The sequence below is a fragment of the Rhodococcus sp. FG69 genome, from assembly GCF_057808915.1.
Genome location: NZ_JBMDIX010000057.1, coordinates 1 through 20,617, shown reverse-complemented (window position 1 = coordinate 20,617; position 20,617 = coordinate 1). Strand labels below are relative to the sequence as shown.

At 58.8% G+C, this 20,617-nt stretch carries 17 protein-coding genes; 2 read left to right on the top strand and 15 right to left on the bottom strand.

The window, feature by feature from the left end:
• Window positions 1–821: 821 nt before the first annotated feature.
• From ACODSO_RS27520 to ACODSO_RS27465, 12 genes are all read right to left on the bottom strand, one after another.
• Window positions 822–1,688 (bottom strand): mycofactocin-coupled SDR family oxidoreductase, encoded by an 867-nt coding sequence (locus tag ACODSO_RS27520; protein ID WP_068368298.1) that lies wholly within the window; start codon window positions 1,686–1,688, stop codon window positions 822–824.
• Window positions 1,689–1,820: 132 nt separating this feature from the next.
• A complete protein-coding gene (locus tag ACODSO_RS27515; protein ID WP_068368301.1) occupies window positions 1,821–2,615 on the bottom strand; it encodes an SDR family NAD(P)-dependent oxidoreductase in 795 nt (264 codons plus the stop codon).
• A gap of 121 nt (window positions 2,616–2,736) precedes the next feature.
• A complete protein-coding gene (locus ACODSO_RS27510) occupies window positions 2,737–4,590 on the bottom strand; it encodes a flavin-containing monooxygenase (RefSeq protein ID WP_489039848.1) in 1,854 nt (617 codons plus the stop codon).
• A gap of 418 nt (window positions 4,591–5,008) precedes the next feature.
• Window positions 5,009–6,157, bottom strand: a complete 1,149-nt coding sequence (locus ACODSO_RS27505) for a thiolase family protein (protein ID WP_489039847.1) — start codon at window positions 6,155–6,157, stop codon at window positions 5,009–5,011.
• An 81-nt stretch (window positions 6,158–6,238) separates the two neighbouring features.
• A complete protein-coding gene (locus tag ACODSO_RS27500; RefSeq protein WP_489039846.1) occupies window positions 6,239–8,038 on the bottom strand; it encodes an acyl-CoA dehydrogenase in 1,800 nt (599 codons plus the stop codon).
• 13 nt (window positions 8,039–8,051) lie between these two features.
• Complete coding sequence (locus tag ACODSO_RS27495) at window positions 8,052–8,783, bottom strand: SDR family oxidoreductase (RefSeq protein WP_068368307.1); 732 nt, start codon at window positions 8,781–8,783, stop codon at window positions 8,052–8,054.
• A 56-nt stretch (window positions 8,784–8,839) separates the two neighbouring features.
• Window positions 8,840–9,760 carry an HpcH/HpaI aldolase/citrate lyase family protein gene (locus ACODSO_RS27490; protein ID WP_068368308.1) on the bottom strand — a complete coding sequence of 307 codons (921 nt, stop codon included), beginning with the start codon at window positions 9,758–9,760 and terminating at the stop codon, window positions 8,840–8,842.
• 46 nt (window positions 9,761–9,806) lie between these two features.
• Window positions 9,807–10,310: a MaoC family dehydratase gene (locus ACODSO_RS27485; protein WP_068368309.1), complete on the bottom strand. Its 504-nt coding sequence runs from the start codon at window positions 10,308–10,310 to the stop codon at window positions 9,807–9,809.
• 61 nt (window positions 10,311–10,371) lie between these two features.
• Entirely contained in the window at window positions 10,372–10,872 is a 501-nt protein-coding gene (locus ACODSO_RS27480) for a MaoC family dehydratase (RefSeq protein ID WP_068368310.1), read from the bottom strand.
• 77 nt (window positions 10,873–10,949) lie between these two features.
• Window positions 10,950–12,416: an MFS transporter gene (locus ACODSO_RS27475; RefSeq protein ID WP_489039845.1), complete on the bottom strand. Its 1,467-nt coding sequence runs from the start codon at window positions 12,414–12,416 to the stop codon at window positions 10,950–10,952.
• A gap of 33 nt (window positions 12,417–12,449) precedes the next feature.
• The gene (locus ACODSO_RS27470) at window positions 12,450–12,902 is read right to left on the bottom strand and encodes a MaoC family dehydratase (RefSeq protein WP_068368316.1); all 453 of its coding nucleotides are present in this window, start codon (window positions 12,900–12,902) and stop codon (window positions 12,450–12,452) included.
• Between the two features lie 127 nt (window positions 12,903–13,029).
• Window positions 13,030–13,482: a response regulator gene (locus tag ACODSO_RS27465; protein ID WP_489039844.1), complete on the bottom strand. Its 453-nt coding sequence runs from the start codon at window positions 13,480–13,482 to the stop codon at window positions 13,030–13,032.
• Window positions 13,483–13,716: 234 nt separating this feature from the next.
• Between ACODSO_RS27465 and ACODSO_RS27460 the strand changes: the two genes are divergently transcribed.
• A complete protein-coding gene (locus ACODSO_RS27460; protein WP_489039843.1) occupies window positions 13,717–14,661 on the top strand; it encodes an HpcH/HpaI aldolase/citrate lyase family protein in 945 nt (314 codons plus the stop codon).
• A gap of 509 nt (window positions 14,662–15,170) precedes the next feature.
• On the opposite strand, the gene ACODSO_RS27455 is transcribed toward ACODSO_RS27460, so the two are convergent.
• The 3 genes from ACODSO_RS27455 to ACODSO_RS27445 are packed head-to-tail and all read right to left on the bottom strand — an operon-like array spanning window position 15,171 to window position 18,598.
• On the bottom strand, window positions 15,171–16,406 hold the full coding sequence (locus ACODSO_RS27455) for an acyl-CoA dehydrogenase family protein (RefSeq protein WP_331712344.1): 1,236 nt from the start codon (window positions 16,404–16,406) through the stop codon (window positions 15,171–15,173).
• A gap of 48 nt (window positions 16,407–16,454) precedes the next feature.
• A complete protein-coding gene (locus ACODSO_RS27450; protein ID WP_068367969.1) occupies window positions 16,455–17,408 on the bottom strand; it encodes an alpha/beta hydrolase in 954 nt (317 codons plus the stop codon).
• Window positions 17,405–18,598 carry a CaiB/BaiF CoA transferase family protein gene (locus tag ACODSO_RS27445; RefSeq protein ID WP_068367977.1) on the bottom strand — a complete coding sequence of 398 codons (1,194 nt, stop codon included), beginning with the start codon at window positions 18,596–18,598 and terminating at the stop codon, window positions 17,405–17,407. The genes ACODSO_RS27450 and ACODSO_RS27445 overlap by 4 nt, the downstream gene beginning before the upstream one ends.
• A gap of 789 nt (window positions 18,599–19,387) precedes the next feature.
• Here ACODSO_RS27445 and ACODSO_RS27440 point away from each other — a divergent pair.
• Window positions 19,388–20,617: MmgE/PrpD family protein (locus ACODSO_RS27440; RefSeq protein ID WP_489039842.1), on the top strand; the 1,230-nt coding region annotated here is incomplete at its 3' end.

Genomic DNA, 20,617 nt, shown 5'->3' with positions numbered 1-20,617 from the left:
ACCAGTGGGGACCTCGACCTGGCCACCAGTGGGTACTTTTTCATGGCCACGGACAACCAGGACGGCGAGATCGGGGCAGCCCCAACCAAGTTCCTGCACCGGGGGGATAGGGGCGGTGCGAGGCCGTGAGGTCTTGACATTTCGGCCTTCAACGGACTGCCGCGCGAACGTGTGGAATTTGTGCAGTATCGACAGGCAGGAAGCGCGAGATTATCTGACGGGATGCGATGCTGTTCAATCTGCAATGAAGAGTTGACTCGTCTTCAACAAGAAATTCCGACACGTGCCGCGTCTGGTAGCAATCGACGCAAACCCACATTGCAGCGCACAGTTACGTACAGTTAGAAAGCGTCGACAAACTTTATATTGTCGCGAGGGTGACTATACTCGGAAACGGATAAAGTCCTCCGAGCTGTGGGTGGCACTCCCAAAATATCCAACACTTTTGCTTTTGATTCGGCCGTCACCCATGCACTGTCTGAGGCCAGACGGCCGATGCGTGGATAATCGAGCCATTCTAACTTCAAGCCGCCGGATCGCCGATGCGGCATGATTTTGGGTATGCCCCTGGCGATGCGCCGCAACCAGGTACGCAGGAACATACCAGGTTACGGCGATCTGAGTCCGCTGGTCGAATCGAGCCCTTCGGTAATCGTCGATGGCGCGGACAACCACATCATTATCAGGGTAAGCGATTACCGCCAGTTCCGGAAGATAACGACGCTCCTGGATGTTTCGGGCCTTGCGGCGGAAGTGCCCGTGCGGTCCTGTGCGGCCTCGCTACAGCCGACTATCCGCAGCGAGACGGTAGGTCTGACGGTTCAGTGTTGCTGTGCTGCCAGATTTGCCATGTTTAAGCCCGGAAGTAGCATCTGCCCTGCGTCGATTGCCAACTCCTGGCCGGTCACATAACGTGACTCGTCACTGGCTAGCCATAACACACCTTCGCTAGTCGCCTCAGGAGGCAACATTCCCACGTCCTTCAGTAGCGCCACTGCCTTCCCGCCGGAATCCATGTGGTCTGGGGTGCCCAGGCCGGGCCCACCTGCCATCAGATCCCAGCCGCCCTGCCAATCGAGAATTGCCGTCCTGACCACCCCGGGCAACACAGCGTTGCATCGGATTCCGTATGGGCCGAGTTCGAGCGCAGCGGCCTTCATCAATCCGAGCACACCGTGCTTGGAGGTGATGTAGTGCGCATAATTGTGTCCAGGTTGCTTACCGTTCACAGACGAAATCACGATCATGGAGCCTGATCCACGTTCGATCATGTGTGGAGTGACTGACTTCAACGTCCTCATGACACCGAGAACATCGATGTCGATCACATCTTTCCACTCGTCCTCGGGTATCTCCCAGAACGGACCCACGCTCCACGCGCCTGCATTGGCGACGACCGTGTCTATATGGCCGAATTCAGCGATCCCAGCCTCGACCGCAGAATCGAGACTTGCTTGATTCCGAACATCCCCGACTATTCCCAAAATACGCCTGTCCAGCTTTTCGACCAACCTCACCGTCTCGTTCAAGTCTTCCTTGGTGGCGAGCGGATGCGGAATATTCCCTTGAGCCGGGCAGTCGAGCGCGATTATTTCCGCACCCTCCTCGGCAAGTCTGATTGCATGCGCTCGGCCCTGGCCGCGTCCAGCTCCGGTAATGAAGGCGACTTTTCCATCCATGCGACCCATGATTAACTCCTTTTAGTAGATAGTTTAGGTTGCGATGTTAATGAAATCTGTTAGCACAATGAGAAAAATCCCAACTTCTTCCATAACTTGCGCCAGGCGAGAATGTGCTGGCGTCCCATCTGGCAATTATCCTCAAGTGAGGGTGGTCATGCCATCGACCGAAAGTATTTGCCCGGTGATGTACGAAGAGTCAGCGGAAGCCAAGAACGCTACACTGCGTGCGATGTCTGTGGGTTGTCCTAGTCTACCGAGAACACTGCTAGCTGCTTTCTCCGCAAACCCGGTTTCGGCTGAATTCGCTTGTATGCGTCCTGTCATTGTATAGCCGGGTGACACAGCGTTGACTCGGATACCGAGGTGACCTAGATCTGCGGCGAGGTAGCGCGTGTAGTGCGCAAGCGCGGCTTTAGAGAGTGCGTAGCCGGCATATGCGCCCCCGGGAAGAATGCTTTCGGCCGACAGTGACGTTGTGTTGACGATCGAAGCGTTCGAGGACTCGCGCAGATACGGTACAGATGCTTGGCACATATAGATCGCAGACATCAAATTAACGTCTATCGCTTTGCGAACGTCTGCACTGCTGATTTCGCTGGCGCGGCTACCTTCGTACGGTGTGACTGCTCCACCTGCGATATTGATGAGTATATCGAAACCGCCCCATGCTTTCCCGACGGCCGACAGAATCTCTGACGCGCTTGACTCGTTTGTCAGGTCCGCCTGCAACCCAATGGTTCTTGCGCCCATAGCTTTGATCGCATCAGTGGTTAAATCGTCCGCTTCTCCGGGAATGTCAATCCCGGAGCGTAAATCTATATCAACAACGGCGACATCCGCTCCTTGCGCGGCGAGCGTAATCGCGGTGGCTCGTCCGATGCCCCGTCCCGCACCGGTCACTACCGCTCGCAGACCTGAAAGGGCAGAATTCATGCTTGGCCTCCTGGGTTGAGTAATTGTGCCACAAGTTCGTGAATCATTCTTTTGAAGTCTGCCGCTGATGTGCAGATTTAGACCAGATGGTTCCGACGGTGCCGATACGTTCTGCCTGGATTCAGCCTAGTTCAAGCGAATAACCGTTCAATTGCTTGTTTTTCATCCAGGTTTGCAAAACACTGTAATAGGCCAACGCTCCGTCGCCGTATCGACCGCCGATGAATAGATCTGCGGGGGTTTCGGCTTTGCCTTCGGCGTTGTAGTACCCAGGTGTGCATTGAGCGAAGAACCGAAACATCGCATGATTCTTGGGGGACTCGGCGATAATTCGGACCCACTGTTCGACGTCTTTCGGCTGAGCTTCGACGGCCTGTGCGTTCTGGGCCTCGACCTGGCCGACGATATGCGCGACGTACTGGGATTGTTCGTCAAGAAGGTGAACGGCATTGACCGCGGACGCGGTCTGGGTGTTTCCGCCGATGAAGAACATGTTCGGAAACTTGTCAGTGGACATGCCGTGCAGTGTCCGTACACCGTTCGCCCAGTGCTGCGACAGCGTGGTCTCTCGGCCGACGATGTCGAATCCGGTCAACTCCGTGTAGGAGATGGCAGACTCGAATCCTGTGGCCATGATCAAACAGTCGAGGGGGTACTCGACGCCGTCGACCACCACACCGTTCTTCGTGAAGCGCTCGACGCCTTGACCATTGGTGTCGACCAACGTGACGTTCGGCCGGTTGAACGCGCCGAGGTAGTCATCGTGCCAACCAGGTCGTTTGCACCACCATCGGTACCACGGTTTGAGGGCGTCGGCGGTAGTCGGGTCCTCGACGATGTCGTCGACTCGCCCGCGGATCTGGTTCATCAACCTGTAGTCGTTGATCTCTGATAGTTCGTTCAGTTCGTCCTGTGTAGGGCTACGGCCAAGCCGTTCGGACACCGCAGTCTCGGGTTCTGCAAGGATTTCGAACGCCCCGGTCCACCCGTCACCCACCAAGTCGACCTCGGGTCGCACGAAACCTGCCGTTGTGCCGAACTGCACGTGGGACTGAAAGTTCACCCGGCGTTCGCGCTGCCAACCGGGCTTGGACATGTCAACCCAGTCGGGCCCGGTTTCTTGTTGTCCGCGGACCCCGACCGTCGATGGAGTTCGTTGGAATACCAAAAGCTCGCCGGCGTCCTTGGCGACTTCGGGCACGATCTGCAGGGCCGTCGCCCCTGTTCCGACAACTCCGACTCGCTTGTTCGCGAGACCGGACATACCACCGGCGCTAGTACCGCCCGTGTAGTCGTAGTCCCAGCGGCTCGAATGGAAAATGTGACCCTCGAACTGGTCGATGCCGGGCAGATTCGGCAGCTTCGGCAGGCTTTGGCGACCGCATGCGAGAAGAAAGTAGTCGGCCGTGAGTGTGTCGTTGCGGTCCGTCTGGATATGCCAACGGTTGTCGTCCTCCGACCACTGCGCGCCCGTGATTGCGGTGTGGAAGCATGCTTTGTCGTAGAGCCCGTATTCCTTGCCGATCCGTTGGCTGATCTCGAGCATCTCAGCTGCGTACGCATAGCGGTGTTTGGGTGCGTAGTTCAATTCTTCGAGCAGCGGAAGATAGATGTGGGCTTCGATGTCGCACATTGCTCCTGGGTATCTGTTCCAGTACCAGGTTCCGCCGAAATCGCCGCCCGTCTCGATCACCCTGATGTCGGTGACTCCGGCGTCACGCAGCCGAGCGCCGAGCAGTAGCCCGCCGAAGCCGCCGCCCGCGATGATGACCGACGTATGGTCTGTCAGCGGTTCTCGGGGAGCTTCGGCGTCGTTCCACGGGTCTCGGCTGTACGCCTCGAACCGTCCGGCCGAGGTGCCGACGTACTGTGTTTTTCCGTCCGAGCGGATGCGTCGGTCGCGTTCGAAGTCGTACTTTTCTTTCAATGCGGTTGGATCGAAATCCAGCTCGCCAATGAGTTTTTCGTTCGACACTGGTTCCTCACCCTCGTGTGAAGGCGTCTGGGGATCGACGCCGAGTGCAGGTGTGCTGGTGAGCATTCCTGGCGGTGTTGAGCGAATCCGGGACTCTTACTGCTGACCAGTGATGGCCGCCTCCGGGAATGTCGGCATTGCTACCGTCGCACTGCACTCAGTCAATCAGTGATCGGCATCACCTTGAAGCGACATCAGTCGCTACCGACCGAGACAATTGTTGCGATCTTGTGGCGCTCGCCCCGTGAGGGGTGGAGCCCCTGCGGGGTTTCGCCACTGTGGCGCGGCGTCGCAGGGATTCCGTCAACCTGTCAGTCACTGCTGATAGATGAAAGCCGTCATGATCTGGGAGATCGTGACGGCTTTCGATCGATCGAGAGTTCCGGCTCGGGAATGGGAGCTGAGGGGCGTCGGTCTGTCAGAGCAGGCGGAGCAGGGTGGCGTTGGCTTGTCCGCCGCCCTCACACATCGTTTGCAGGCCGAACTCGATGCCGTTCTCGCGCATGTGGTGGACCATGGTTGTCATTAGTCTGGCACCGCTTCCGCCCAGCGGATGACCGAGGGCGATCGCCCCACCGTTCGGGTTCAGTCGTTGCTTGTCTGCCCCAATCTCTTCAACCCAGGCCAAGACAACCGAGGCAAAGGCTTCGTTGACTTCGTAGGTGCCGATATCGCCGATGCTCAGGCCGCGGCGCGCAAGTAGCTTCTCGGTCGCGGGAATGGGGCCGGTGAGCATCGGCATGGGCGGTGATCCGACGACGACAGCGGTGTCGATCGCCGCGATCGGCGTGAAACCGAGCTCCGCGGCCGTATCGGATCCCATGATCAGAAGGGCGGCGGACCCGTCGCTGATCTGAGATGAGTTGGCTGCGGTGACCTTGCCTTCTGGTGTGAAGGCCGGCTTGAGTTTGCCGAGCGATTCGAGCGTACCGCCGCGCCGGATACCCTCGTCGACCGATACACTTTCGCCGCCGACCGGGATGGATGCGATCTGGCCACCGAATCGTCCTGCGTCAATCGCCGCTGCCGCCTTGGTGTGAGATTCGAGCCCGAACTCGTCGAGCTGAGTGCGCGAGAGGTTCCATTGGTCGGCGATCTGTTCCGCACCGATTCCTTGATTGGGAAAGCCGGCTCCAAATCGCTGCGCGTAGAGCTCGCCGAGCGGTGAGTCGCCTGCCGCCGTCGATGACCCGATGGGGATACGGGACATCGATTCGACCCCGCCGGCGACGACTACGTCGTAGTGGCCGGCTATTACGCTGGCCGCCGCGAAACTGACGGCCTGCTGCGATGATCCACATTGGCGGTCGATTGTTGTGCCGGGCACGTGGATTGGCCACCCCGCCGACAACGCGGCTGTTCGAGCTATGTCGAAGCTTTGTTCACCGATCTGACTGACGCATCCCCAGATGACGTCTTCGACCAATGCGGGGTCGAGACCGGTTCGCTCGATGAGCGAGCGCAGCACATAGGCCGACAGATCGGCGGGGTGCACGCTCGACAACCCTCCGTTCCTCTTGCCGACGGGTGATCGGACGGCATCGACTATTACTGCTTCACGAGACATGATCCTGGTGCTTTCTGCTTGGTGCAAAATGGTGTGCGCGCTGCGCAGCGCGGCCGCTTTCGGTTAAACAACGAATCGACATCAGAACCACTGCGCGGACATCTCCACAGTTGTCCGATCGAGACTGTCCAGCAGGTCGAACTGCGCTGTGGTGGAGGGAAGTTCGTAGCGAAAGAAGTAGCGCGTTGCTTGGCGTTTTCCATCGTAGAAGTTGCCGGTCAAATCTCCGGCAACCAGGAACTGTTCGAGCCACATCCAAGCTACGACGACGTGACCCACTGCTTCGAGATAGATGGACGAATTGGCAAGTGCGCACGCCTTGTCCGGCTCGGACCGCAGATTCGTGGTCACCTCGAAAGTTCGATCGAGGGCAGCTTTCAACTCGATGGCCAGACCGGCTGCCTCGCCACCGGTGTTGTGTGCGCGGTCGATGGTCGATCCGATGGTACTGAGCAGCAAATCCAGGCCCGCGCCGTCCTGCATCGTCATCTTGCGGCCAAGCAGGTCCAGTCCTTGGATACCATGCGTTCCTTCGTGGATCTGGTTGAGCCGGTTGTCTCGGTAGAACTGCTCGACGTCGTAGTCGCGGGTGTAGCCGTAGCCGCCGTGTACCTGAATTGCGAGATCGTTGGCGCGTAAACACCATTGCGACGGCCAACTCTTTGCAATCGGCGTCAGTACATCGAGCAACAGGGTCTTTTCGGCCCGTTGGTCGGTGTCCTCTAGTGTGTCCTGTTCGTCGACGAGGTTGGAACAGAACAACCCGAGAGCGAGCGCGCCTTCGACATAAGCCTTCTGCGCGAGGAGCATTCGCTTGACATCGGCGTGCTCGACAATGGAGATCGGTTTCGATGCAGGGTCGCGGTTCGTCTGGCTTCGACCTTGTGTGCGTGTGAGCGCGTACTCCACGGATTGACGGTATCCGGCATAACCGAGTGCTGTGGCGAGGAATCCGACCCCGATCCGGGCCTCGTTCATCATGTGGAACATATAGTTCAATCCGCGGTTCGGTTCACCGATGAGGTATCCGATGGCCCCGGACGAACCTGCCGGTGTGTAGCTGCCGTCCCCGAAGTTGAGCAGAGCGTTCGTAGTGCCTCGATTGCCCATTTTGTGGTTCAGCCCAACGAGCGCGACGTCGTTGCGTTCTCCTGGATTACCGTCGGCGTCCAGGACATACTTGGGGACGATGAACAGCGAAATGCCTTTGACGCCGGCACCGCCTCCGGGGATTTTCGCGAGCACGAGGTGAACAATGTTCTCGCTCAATTCGTGGTCACCGCCGGAGATCCACATCTTCGTGCCGGTCAAGCGGTAGCTACCGTCTGTTTGCCGGACTGCTTTGGTCGTGATGTCCGCCAGTGACGATCCGGCCTGGGGCTCGGACAGACACATTGTTCCGAAGAACCGGCCTTCGAGCATGGGCCGGACATAGGCGTCGATCTGTTGCTCGGTTGCGTACGCGACGAGCAGATTCGCGTTGGCGACGGTTAGGAACGGGTACCCGGTGGTGGATGCGTTCGATGCCTGGAACCACGCCACCGATGCCCGCATGACCGATATCGGTAGTTGCATACCGCCGAGGGACTCGTCGAACGCACCGGCGAAAAGCCCTGCCTGTGCGAAAACTTCGAGGGCCTTCTTGGCTTCGGGTGTGAGGATGACTTTTCCGTCCTCACCTACCGTCGGCTCCTGGGCGTCGGCCAGTTTGTTATGGGGTGCGAAGAACTTCGCGGCCATGTCCGCACTGAGGTCGAGCACCGCATCGAAGGTGTCTCGGGAGTGTTCTGCGAACCGTGGGCGTGTAGTCAGCGATTCGACGTCGAGCCATTCGTAGAGCATGAACTCGATGTCGCGGCGGGAAAGCGGTGGCGTGGTCATGAGGTCCTTGTTTCTAGATAGAGGCTCCGCCGTCGACTGGCAGGACGACACCGGTGATGTAACCGGACTCCTCCGATGCCAGAAATGCGACGGCCGTGGCCATTTCGGATGGATCAGCGAAGCGCGCTATCGGGCCGGTCACCTCGGGGATCTTGTCTTCGGGGATAGAGGCTGTCATTCGTGTCGCAGCGTTGGGTGAAATCGCGTTGACGGTGACACCGAAAATGGCCAGTTCCTTGGCCGTGGTCTTGGTGAATCCGATGATGCCGGCCTTGGCGGCTGCGTAGTTCGACTGGCCCCGGTTACCGCGAAGGCCGGTGTACGAGGTGACATTTACGATGCGTCCGTAGTTCTGAGCGCGAAAGTGTGGAACGACGGCGCGGGTGAAACGGAATGTACCTCCGGCGTGGACATCGAGAACCTGTGACCAGTCGTCGTCGGTGAGTTTCCACACGACGCGGTCACGCAGAATTCCCGCATTGTTGACCACGACGTCGATGCGACCGGTCCGCGCGATGGTGGCACTCACCACTCGCTCGACTTCCTCTGTGTTGCTCACGTCGGCCTGTGCCGCGACGGCCCCGACGACGTCGGCCGCGCTCGCGAGCTCGTCGCCATCGAAGTCCACCATGACCACATCGGCACCGGAGTTCTTGAAATGTCGGGCCAGTTCGAGACCGATTCCTCGGGCGGCACCGGTCACGAGGACCGTCCGTCCGGTGAAGTCGAAGCTGATGTTGCCCATAGGTCGTCCTATTCGTAATACGTTGTCGATGAATAACTGTCAGGTACGGCGTTCGATCAGTGCTGCTCGACCACGGATGCGCGCTGAAGGACGGTCTCGAAGATGCGAGCCGTTGCTGCATCGACCATGATCCCGTCGATGGCCACGGCGCCGTCACCGGTGGCTTCTGCCGCGCGCATGGCATCGACCACCTTGCGAGCGTGGGCGACTGCTTCCTCGGTGGGGGAGTAGGCCTCGTTGGCCAGCGTGACCTGGCTGGGGTGAATGGCCCACTTTCCGACGGCTCCGAGTTCGGCGGCCCAATTCGCCTGCTGCAGATAGGCTTCGTCGTTCTTGAAATCTCCGAACGGCCCGTCGATGGCGTCCAGCCCGTTGCTGCGAGCGGCAACGATCATCTTGGTTCGAGCAGAATGCCAGATGTCGCCAGGATAACCGGAGCTGGTACCGATGTGAGCGGACCGCATTCCGTGGCTCGCGGCGAGGTCTCCCACTCCCAGAATGAGCGCTTCGAGTCGCGGACTGCTCGCCGCGATGGCATCGACAGCCGCCAGAGCTTCCACTTCTTCGATCAGTACCTCCAGTCCGATTCTGCCGATCTCGAGCCCGTGTTTGTGTTCGAGCAGCGTGAGCAGGGTGTCGATGAACCAGACGTCGCGTGCCGACTTGACCTTGGGGATGATAAGTACGTCCAGGTGCGCTCCGGCACCGGCGACAACTTCGGTGATGTCGTCGAGGCACCAAATTGTCTGAACGCCGTTGATGCGTACCGCACGGGTTTTTCGTCCCCAGTCGAGTTCGCGCAAGGCGGTGACTGCTTGCTTGCGTGCCACGTCTTTGGCGTTGGGGGCCACGGCGTCCTCGAGGTCGAGGAAGACCAAGTCGGCGTTGCCCGCAGCCGCTTTGGCCATCATTTTCTCGCTAGTGGCGGGGGTGGACAGTTCTGATCGGCGGGGCCGTACGGGCCTCTGGTTTGTCATCGGTTCTCCTGTGGAAGGGGTTGCTGAAGAAAAGGATTGAGCTTCTTTACGAGCGCCAATGGCTTCGTCGCTTGATCAATACGCGGCGCGTGCACTCGAATACGATGCGCATGTCGTCGGTGGCACCCCAGTGCTTGAATTCAACAACCCCGGCGTCATCGCGTTCTGCTGGTTCGACTCCCAAAACCTGGGTGTACGCGTAGATGGTGTCTCCGTGAAAGACGCTGGCTTTGAAGCGAATATGGTCAAGGCTGAGCTCGGCCAAGGCGTTCTCGGCGGTGTCCTGGCTGGTCAGGCCCAGAGTGAGCGAGCCGGTAATCAGTCCGAAAACGATCCGGCTCTTCCCCCACGGCGAGTCCTTCATGGACGCTTCGTTCCAGTGTTCCTGTGCGGTGTTCATGACCAGTTTGCTGATCAGCTGGTTCTCGACCTCGTCGATGGTTGCACCGCGCGCATGCTTCCACCGATCACCGACCAGGAACGATTCGAACCATCCCGAGTCCTCGGTTACCCAGTTCTCCGTAGCTGAGTGTGGTTGTAGCTGAGTCATTTTCGGTGGCTCCCGTCGATCTTCCAGTGTGTAGCTGCTGCGGCGTCGCGGTTTGCGTCACTCATAGCAACTTCTGCCCGGCCAGTAGGTTCTTACGTACGAAACGCAGGATCACCTCATCGTTCTGGTCGAACGCCGTGGTCCTCCAGGTCACGATCCCGTATCCGGGTCGGCTGGCGGACGGACGTGAGTCCAGTACGACCGACTCAGTTCTGACGGTGTCGCCGGGGTAGACCGGTCTTTCGAAGACGCACTCTTCTATACCGAGGAAGGGGCCCGCGGATTCGCTGAGATCTTCCACGGACAGCCCAACAACGGTACACAGCACAAGGAAGGGATTCAGTTGAGAGTCTTTGTGGCCATGTGCGCGTGCGTATTCGGCGTTGAGATACAGAGGGGACCAGTGCGCCAGTGCGGTGCTGAACAGCACGTTGTCCGCGGTGGTTATCGAGCGACCCCAATGATGGGGGAAGACCTTGCCCGTCTCGAATTTTTCGAAGTATGCGCCACGTCGGCGGAGTGGGAACTCCGCGAGGTCGGGGGTGGGTGCAGTGTCGGTCACGGATGCTCTCCTGACAGTGGGCGTCCAGCCCACGCTACAATGTTAGTAGTTGACTAACAACAAACTATCTATGACGCTTAGCCTAGCTGTCCGGCGTCGCGAAGGTCGATATTGTCGGTTCGCGGCAGGCGGTAGATGCAGTAGCCGGCCACTAAGCAGAAGAAGGCAAGCATGGCGAACACCGAGCCAAGTCCCAACCCGCTGGCTATGAGCAAGGACGCTGCCACTGGGCCGAGACCGCCGCCGATGAGAGACGAGAACTGATAGCTCATGCCTACCCCCGTGTAGCGCACGGCCGTGGGGAACAACTCTGAGTACAGCGCACCGATCGGTGCAAGACATAGAGAATGGAAGATGTAAACCAGCGAGTAGCTAACTATCACGCCTACTGCCGTAGCGCCGGTGAACAACAGCCCCAACACGGCAAGGTTCAGAGTGGCAAGTGTCACGCCGACTGCCAGGACGCGGCGGCGACCAAATCGGTCGGCAAGAAGGCCTCCGATGGGTATGCCGACGAAGGAAAATGCCACTCCGATGATCGAAGCGTTGAGTAGAAAAGAGCGAGTCAATCCGAATTCGGTGACTCCGTAATTGATAAAGAAGGTGCCGAGCAAAGATTGAATCATGAATGGCCCCGCAAACACCCCGGCGGCTAACGCGACTGGTTTGGCGTACTGAGTGAAAATAATCGTGAACGGCAGTTTTGCTGGACGGTCGTTGTTTTTGGCAGCCTCGATCATCACGGGACTTTCGGTGATTCGCAGACGCATGTACACAGCCAAACCGAAGAGAACAACGGTGGCCAGGAACGGCAGTCTCCAGCCCCAGGTCAGGAAGTTATCACCCGTTGCTGAGACAACTATCGAAAATGCAGCGAATCCCAGCAACACTCCCAGTGCCGACCCCATAGCGGTGGCGCTGCCCATGAAAGACCTGTTCTTTGTCGACGAATGTTCGGTCGTCATGACCACTGCACCGCCCCATTCACCGCCGACAGAGAGGCCTTGCACAACGCGAAGGGTTACCAGCAGAACTGGTGCCAGGACACCCACGGACTCGTACGTCGGCAGCACGCCGATCAGGGTTGTTGCGATACCCATCAGAACAACGGTGGTGATGAGGGTTGTCTTACGCCCGATCTTGTCCCCGTAGTGCCCGAAGACGATCGCTCCGACCGGCCGAGCGATATAGCCCGCTGCCAGCGTGAGGAAGGACAGGACCACACCGAGGGATGCCTGCGCCGGACTGAAGAACAACGGGCCGAATACAAGAGCGGCGGCCGTAGCGTAAATGCTGAAGTCGTAGAACTCGATGGCAGCACCGATGAAGCTGGAGAACCAGACCCGTTTGGGTTGTCGTGGGGGCGGTGCCTGCGGCCCTGGCGACCTTGTGGGGACTTCACTGCTCTCGATATCGGACATGGGAACCCTCTTTCGGTGGGGAGTGGATGTCGTTGGTGTGCCTCGCCAGTAATGCGCGCCTTCGACGAAGATGCGTAATAATCCGGCCGAGGTTTGTTGTGAACTACTAACTTTTTTGCTCATGAGTGCGCCTGAAATGCTGCGCGATCGTGTGGGTCAGAAGGTGTACCTGATGATCGACTCGGCAACGCACGCGGGTTTGTCCGAGCCCTTTACGGAGATCGTCACTTCCACAACTACATCGACGGCACCGGTTCGATCGACGATGTCGAGAATCCGCCCCTGGGCGCGCAGCGCAGAACCGGAGGGGACCGTGGCTGAAAACCGAACCCGGTTGAGTCCATAGTTGATCGAACTCGTGGCACCTTGCACTTCTATCAGGTCGGACAAAAATGGCGCAAGGAGCGACAATGTCAGAAAACCATGAGCGATCGTGGTGCCGAACGGACCCTGTGCGGCTCTCTTCGTATCGACGTGGATCCACTGCTCGTCGTTGGTCACAACGGCGAACTGATCGATTCGGGCTTGCGACATTTCGATCGTGCTCGAGGTGCCCAAATCGGCTCCTTTGGCTTGCCTCAGATGATCGGCGGAAGTGAAGATCGACATTGGTGAACGTTCCAATCTAATTCGGCTGTCAAAGATGGCTCAACGCCGCGGACTGAACGGCGGTGCTTGCACCTAGGCGTGATCGCTGCGACACCCACTGTCGTGCAGGGCATGTGCCGGTGGGCGGCTACGATTTGGAGCTGGAATCCGCACTGGTACAGATGCTTTCAGATCTGAGACCAGTCAGCGATCCACTCAAAATGGTCATCACTGCCTGCAGGAGTTTCTCTGAAGAAGTCTTTTCGACGAAATCAAGCGCACCGGCTGCCAGGGCGTGCTGCGCGTGCTCCTGTCTCACGCTCAGTGCTACTACGTGGTGGTCCCCGGCCAGTTGCCTGATCAGCGAGCAACTTCCGTCGAGGTCTGGTAGCCCCATGTCGACCAAGACAAGGTCGAACGAAGCCGACCTTGCTGTATCGAGTGCTGTTGTAGCGTCCGCTGTCTCGACAACAGCTACCCGTGGGTGGGTCGCCTTCAGAAGTTGAGTGAGCGCCGTGCGGACTCTCCTGTCCGAATCGACAACCATGACCGACTGCGCAACATCTGAATCGCAGTCAACGAGCGCCTCGAGTTTGTTCATGAAAGCCCCCTGTCTGGTTGCTGCATCAATGGAAACAGTTGTGACCCCAATCACGTAGAGTCCGTGGACGCGAACTCATCGAGTCAATTGTCTCGTCCTGAGGAGATCCGCTGCAATGCTTGGTAGTAGGCCCGCGTTATCGGTAGGCTTGTCTCCACTGAGCTGCGACGCTCTTACTTTCCGACTGTGTGTGTAACCGGTCGCCCTAATCCCCAATCGAAGGTGAGTTTGAAGATGGCCCGAACGTTTCGTCCCCGTCGATCATGCCTGGCTGTGCCCGGTAGCAATCCGAAAATGCTGACCAAGGCACACGGGCTTGCTGTCGACGAAGTGTTCCTCGATCTCGAAGATTCGGTCGCGCCCTCGGCCAAAGTTGTAGCCCGCGCTAATATTCTGACCGCATTGCACGACGGTGACTGGAGCGGGAAGGTCGTCGCTGTACGCGTCAACGATGCCGAAACGCGCTGGGCCTATGACGATGTCATCGAGATCGTTCGAGGCGCTGGCAGCATCATCGACTGCATCATGCTTCCCAAGGTTGAGAAGCTTGCGCACATTCACTGGCTCGATGTCCTGCTCGGGCAGCTCGAAAAAGACTTGAATTTGCCCGAGGGCAAAATAGGAATCGAAGTACAGATCGAGGGTCCGTCAGGACTGAGTATCGTCGACGATATCGCGGCGTCCACTCCGAGAGTGGAGACCTTGATTTTTGGCCCCGGAGACTTCATGGCGGCGATGCAGATCCCGACTCTGGTGATCGGGGAGAACAGCTTTGGCGGACACAGCCCCATCGATTCGGTTTTTATGACACTTGCTGTCACGGCGCGCAAATACGGCGTACAGGTTATCGACGGGCCGTATGCAGTCATCGGCGATCTCGACGGCTTCAACCGTGCTGCAGTACATGCCGCCGCGTTTGGCTTTGATGGAAAATGGGTTCTGCATCCCACACAGGTCGATGCCGCTAACTCGGTGTTCTCGCCCGTACAGGAAGCCTACGACAAAGCCGAGTCCATCCTCGACGCATACGACTTCCACCGCTCGGCTGATGGAGGCGCGAGAGGTGCTGCCATGCTCAATGGCGAAATGATCGACGAAGCCAGCCGCAAATTGGCCCTCGTCACTGCAAAGAAGGGCCGACGAGCGGGTTTGACTCGGTCCACCGACCATTTGCAGTAGCCGATGGCCACACAGATCCACCGACTCGACACGGCCCTCCCGCCGGCCGAACCGTGCTCGATGCGCTCGGTATTGCGCGTGGCGAGGCTGAACTCTGACTGGAAACCCTGAACGGGCGCAGAGCATGAACAGGAATAAGTCAATTGGATCCTAAGAAATGGTAGGACCCCTGCGGTGACGAGCGAAGCGATGGTCGTACCACCTCCGTGTAAGCCAAAGCCGGACAACTTCGACCGACGCTCGATACCGAAACCGTAGCCCAGGATTCTCGCAGCAGTTCCGCCTCCACGCCAAACCGTTTGCCTTTGCTCGTCCCCTCCGCATATTGGGCGGTGTACCCAGCCTGGACCCAGCGCCCCGAACGTGAGACCGACTCGAACCGAATTCTGCAATTGCTGGTCTCGGCGGGGCTTGCGTTCTAGACGTGAGCTCGGTGGGTGGTTCGCTGACGCGGGCACCACCCACCGAGAGCTGGATTGCTTGTATCTTCGGTTCTACAAGCGCGCCGATCAGCTTGCTGGTCTTGGAAGAATACGATCGCTGATGATTTTCTGCTGAATCTGGCTGGTGCCCTCGAATATCGTGGTCAGTCGGGCATCTCGCCAGTACCGTTCGATCGCGTATTCGCGGGTGTAGCCGTTTCCACCATGCAGCTGCAGCGCCTGTCCCGTGACCTCGACGGCCATCTCGGTTGCCAGCAGTTTTGTCATCGCGGCTTCCTTCTCACAGGGCACCCCGTTGTCCATCAGGTTGGCGACGTATTGGTAAAAGGTTCTAGCCTGTGCCACCTTGGCGGCCATGTCGGCCACGGTAAAGCGTAGGGCTTGAAAGTTCCCCAGTGGAGACCCGAATTGCACACGCGTTTGCAGGTATTCGACCGAGTCTTCGAGTGCTGCCCGGGCGAGGCCGACTGCACGAGCTGCGGTTTGTACCCTGGCCACGTTCAGACCGTTAGACACGGCCTTGAAGCCCTGGCCCTCCGCTCCTGAAAATCCGAAAGGTTCAACCAAGTCGTCCGCCGAGGCGAGAACATCATCGAAGGTGAGGTTCCAACTGACAATTCCGTGGTAGCCGATCTTGTCGATCGGCTCTCCTGAGACACCGTCGGGAAAGCTGTTGCGTGCCTTGGCCAATGCGAAGGTGCGAATCGGACCCAGCTCGTCCGACTCGTCCACAATGCGGCACAGGACGAGGATGAAATCTCCCTCGAACGCATTTCCGCACCAACGCTTCCGGCCAGTGATGCGGTAGCCGTCGCCGGATTTACGAGCGATGGTCTGGATCGAGCCCAGGTCAGATCCTGAATCCGGCTCAGAAAACGCCGCGGCCCCAATCCATTCACCACGTGCACTGCGACGCGTGAGTTCATCGCGGCGCTCAGGGTTCTCGAATCGTGTGCCGAGTCCCTGGGCGCGGGCAATGATGGAGGCAACGCTCATCCACGATCGGGAGAGTTCCTCCGAAATGAGGGAATATTCGAAAACCCCCAGGCCCAGCCCGCCGTATTCGGAGGGCACCGTTATTCCGAAATATCCCAACTCGGCCAATCGGCCCATCAACTCGCTTGGGATGGCGCTTTCGGTCCGGTCGAACTTATTGGCGGTGGGGAGTACTTCGGCGCGACTGAATTCTCGGACATCCGAGAGCAGTGCTGACCGTGCGGGCGTCAGCCACGGGGTTTGCAACTCCGGTGGCTGAGCGGCCAGCAAGACGTCTTGGTTGGTGTTTCGGTTCTCCAGTAGCAATGTTCGATCTTTCTTCGGTGTGCGGACAAAGTATGGGAATCAAGAGTTCTAGTAACCTCGAGTCGACGGTGGGATGCGACTGGAGTCCTCGTTGTGATCCAAGATTCGGATGATGAACTCGTTGATATATCGAAGGGCCCGCTTGGATTCGGGAATCTTTGATGCAAAGAACGGGAAGATATGAATCATTTCCGGCCATATATCGAGATCGACAAGGCCGCCAACATCTTTGATCTTACGGGCCAATCGCAAAGAGTCGTCCAGAAGGAGCTCGGCGGTTCCACACTGAATCAACACCGGCGGCAGCGAGTGGAGGTCTGCGTACAACGGGGAGGCCAAGGGCTCGGTTAGATCGCCGTCCTCGCCGAGGTAGCGGACACCGTAGGCGTGACTACCTTCCGGTGTAACAATTGGGTCCGCGTATGCTTTTTCTTCGACTGTCCTTCCGGTATGAGCCAGGTCGGCGAGGGGGGAGATGCACACTGCGCCGGCAGGCAAGGAATCCCTGGCCTCTCGCAGGGCCACCATCGTCGCCAACGTCAGTCCTCCGCCTGCCGAATCACCTGCTATGACGATCCGATCTGCCTGTGTACCGCTGGCGAGGAGCCAGCGGTACGCAGTGACCGCGTCATCAAGTGCGGCGGGGAATTGGTGTTCGGGCGCCAGTCGGTAGCCCACCGACAGCACCGCTGAACCGGATCCGTCGGAAATCTTGGCGCAGAAATCCCGGTATGCGGCGATGGAGCCGATGGAGTAGCCACCGCCGTGCAGGTAGAGCACTACCCGCGCATGATCGCATCCTGGTGTGCGAGCCCATTCGACCTCGACACCGTTCGCGCTATCGGCCTCGAATTCGACCGGTGGGGGGTCGTAGAACGACTCCGCGAATTTCTCGAAATTGGCACGCAGTTCGGGAACAGTGGTGGTGTCGGCTCGGAACGGGCTCTGCCGTAGTCGTCCTACCAGGTCTGTGAACTCGGGACTTACGTCGTACGAGGTCATCTGACGGCTGCCTGCACGGGTGCGCTTCGGATTTCGGCTCGCAGGGCGTCGCCATGTTCGTCGAGTTGCGGTGCCCGGGCACCGACCGTTGTCTTGGTTCGACTGAACTTGATGGGCTGGCCGGCGACGATCGCCTTTTGGTCGGATCCTGGGTTTTCTATCTCGACGAGCATATTTCGGGCCCACGCATGGGGGTCGTCGAAAATGTCTCGAATGTCGTTGACGGGTCCGAACGGTACCTTGCCTCCCAACTTTTCACTGACCTCGGCGCGAGTGAGGCTGCGCGACCAGTCATCAAGCAAGCGGCGAATTTCAGCGCGGTGTTCGACGCGAACACTCTCGTTCCGGAATCGTGCGTCGGTGATCAGCTCCGAACGATTCATGATGCGGCATAGGGCTTCCCATCGCAACTGTGTCGTGGCAGCTATAGCGATCCATCCGTCCTTGACTTCGAGTACGTCGAATGGGGTCAGGATTGGGTGGGTATTGCCGATCGGCTTGGGAACCTGACCGGTGTAGGAGTACTGGTAGACCATGCGTTCGCAGAGCGAAAGTATCGAATCGAACATCGATACATCGATCTGTTGTCCCTGACCGGTCTTCTGTACTTCCCACAATGCGGCAAGAACACCAATCGTCAGCATCGTTCCGGGAAATATGTCGCCGATTCCTGGTCCGATCTTCACTGGCTTGCCATCTTCGGTTCCCGTGATGCTCAACGCCCCGGCCATTGCCTGGATCGTGATATCCATCGCGGGCCAGTCTATGTAAGGACTTTTGCCGGACCACTCTGCGCCGTATCCGGTGAGCGAGCCGTAGACGAGTTTGGGATTGACCCGGCGGAGTTCTTCGTAAGAAATGTTGAGCCTCTCGACCACGCCAGGGCCGAAGTTTTCGACGACTACGTCGGCGGTGCGAACCAAGTCGAGCAGTTCGGCGTGACCGTGGGGTGTTTTCAGATCGACCGCAATGCTGCGCTTGCCGCGGTTGATGCTCTGGAAATATCCGCCCAGGGTCTGCTGGCCGTCCGTACTGGGCGGGTACGGGCCTACTCTGCGCGTGACCTCCCCGCCCGGGGGTTCGACCTTGATGATGTCGGCACCCAGATCGGCGAGGATCATGGTTCCGTACGGTCCTGCGAGTGCGGCGGTCAAGTCGATGACGCGTATACCCGAAAGTGGGCCGGTCATAATTGTCTCCTTCGTTGAGCTGATCTGCTCGTGCGGGTCCGATGTGGGTCCTCGGCAGTCCAGGAGCAGCCCGTGTTCGAGCGGTGGAAGGTTCTTTGCTGCACGCGTGTGCGTGCGCCAGGGCCGTGAGTTTGCGCGAAGCGTGTCTTTGACTCAATTCAAGACCTATGGTCCACGTCACAAAACCGTCTGTCGACGTGATTGCTCCGCGACATTCGTCGCGATGTCGGAAGGCGGATTGGATCAGAGCTCTGCAGTCACGCATTTGACGTGGGTGTGGTTCTTGCAGTGCTTCGGCCCTTCTTCGCACCCGTGTCTGCTCTGCTCGAATCCACCAACTGCCATGACACGTCTGTTGGGTCCAGGCAGCTAACCGGCGTCAACGGGCTAATTGTCCGCTCGTCCGAGAGTGACGGCTCCTGTGGAAACTGAAGCCGAGGTGTGATCCGAATTTCGCGATCAAGAGGCGCCGGTGAATTCCATATTGACAGGCGGCACGTCGTGCCGTAGGTGCGCGATCATTTTCCCATGGGTGGTTCTGGAGTTGGCAAATGCTGGAAAGTGGGCTTAGACAGGCAATAGATCGCAACTTACCTGCGGCCTGCCTGGTTTCAGCGAATTTCGCTAGCTATAGGGGGCGGTGCCGCGTCCTGGCTGCGAGTGCCTGGACTCGTAGATTGTGTGCCAGAACGCCTCACTTGGGCTACTCTCTGAAACAGCATGCCATTCAAAGGCACGCACTTCTACTGGACTGGGTTGGCCGCCATAGGCTCGAACAGGAGGCTCATCATGTTGCTGACGAGGGATGCGCAAGCGAATGTGTCCGAAGCGGTGCTCGCAAAACAATCAGCGCAATTGGTCTTCGAGCGAATCCCATCGGATGTCGTGGACACGGCTGTCGACTGCTTCATCGATACGCTGGGGGCATCTATCGCTAGCGGGTCGGAGGGAGTTGTACACATAGCAGAGCAGATCACCGGTGACGCTGGAATCTGTTCGCGCCTCAGCGATGGTGCAGAGGTGAGCGCTCGTTCGGCTGCACTGGCCAACGGGATATCGGCTCATGTTCTCGATTTCGACGATTGGCTGGCTGCGTCCGGGGTTCATCCTTCAGCGCCTCTGCTGCCCGCCGTTCTGGCCGCAGCACAAGCCCGCGGACCGTTCACACTTGGTTCGCACGCGTTGCTCACTGCGTTCGTTGCTGGATTCGAGAGCCAGGCTCGGATCGGTGCTGCAATGGCACCCCAGCACTATGCGTCTGGATTTCATCCCACTGCGACGGTAGGTGTGTTCGGGGCGGCCACGGGGGTGAGCCGTCTGCTTTGCGCAGACGAGAACGGCATCCAGCGCGCCTGGGGTCTGTCCGCAGCGCAGGCCGCAGGACTGCGGGCGGAGTTCGGGACAATGGGGAAATCTTTTCAAGTCGGACGGGCCGCCGAGGCAGGGCTCTTGTCTGCGCAGTTTGCAGCCGCGGGCGCTACAGCCCCGATGGATGCGATCTTCGGCCCTCGTGGATTGGCGGCAACCTACGGACATGGGGCGGATATCGACACGGCCACAGTTCCTTTCGACCAACGGTGGTACCTGCGTGAAACGCTGTTCAAGCGTCACGCGGCGTGCTTCGGTACTCATGCGGCAGTCGACGTCTTGCTTTCCTTACGTGACGAGCTTGCGGTGGATCAGGTGAGCGAGATCGAATTGACGGTCCCGGAATTGGTGCGAACCGTGTGCGCCATTCCCACGCCCACGACTCCCCTGGAAGGGAAGTTCAGCTTGGCGTTCACCGCCGCATTGGCCCTCGTTCGCGGATCTTGCGGTATCAACGACTTCTCTGTCGAGTCGGTGAACGACCCCGAGCTGGCAATGATGACACAGCGTGTACGTCTTGTGTACGACGAGACCTTGCGTCCCCAGCAAACGCACGTTCGTGTCGTCTTGCATGGAGGCGATGTACTGAGCCGGTCGGCGTGGTTGGGTCCCCAGGTAGAAGTCCAGTGTCTGTGTGAGTTTCGTGTCCGA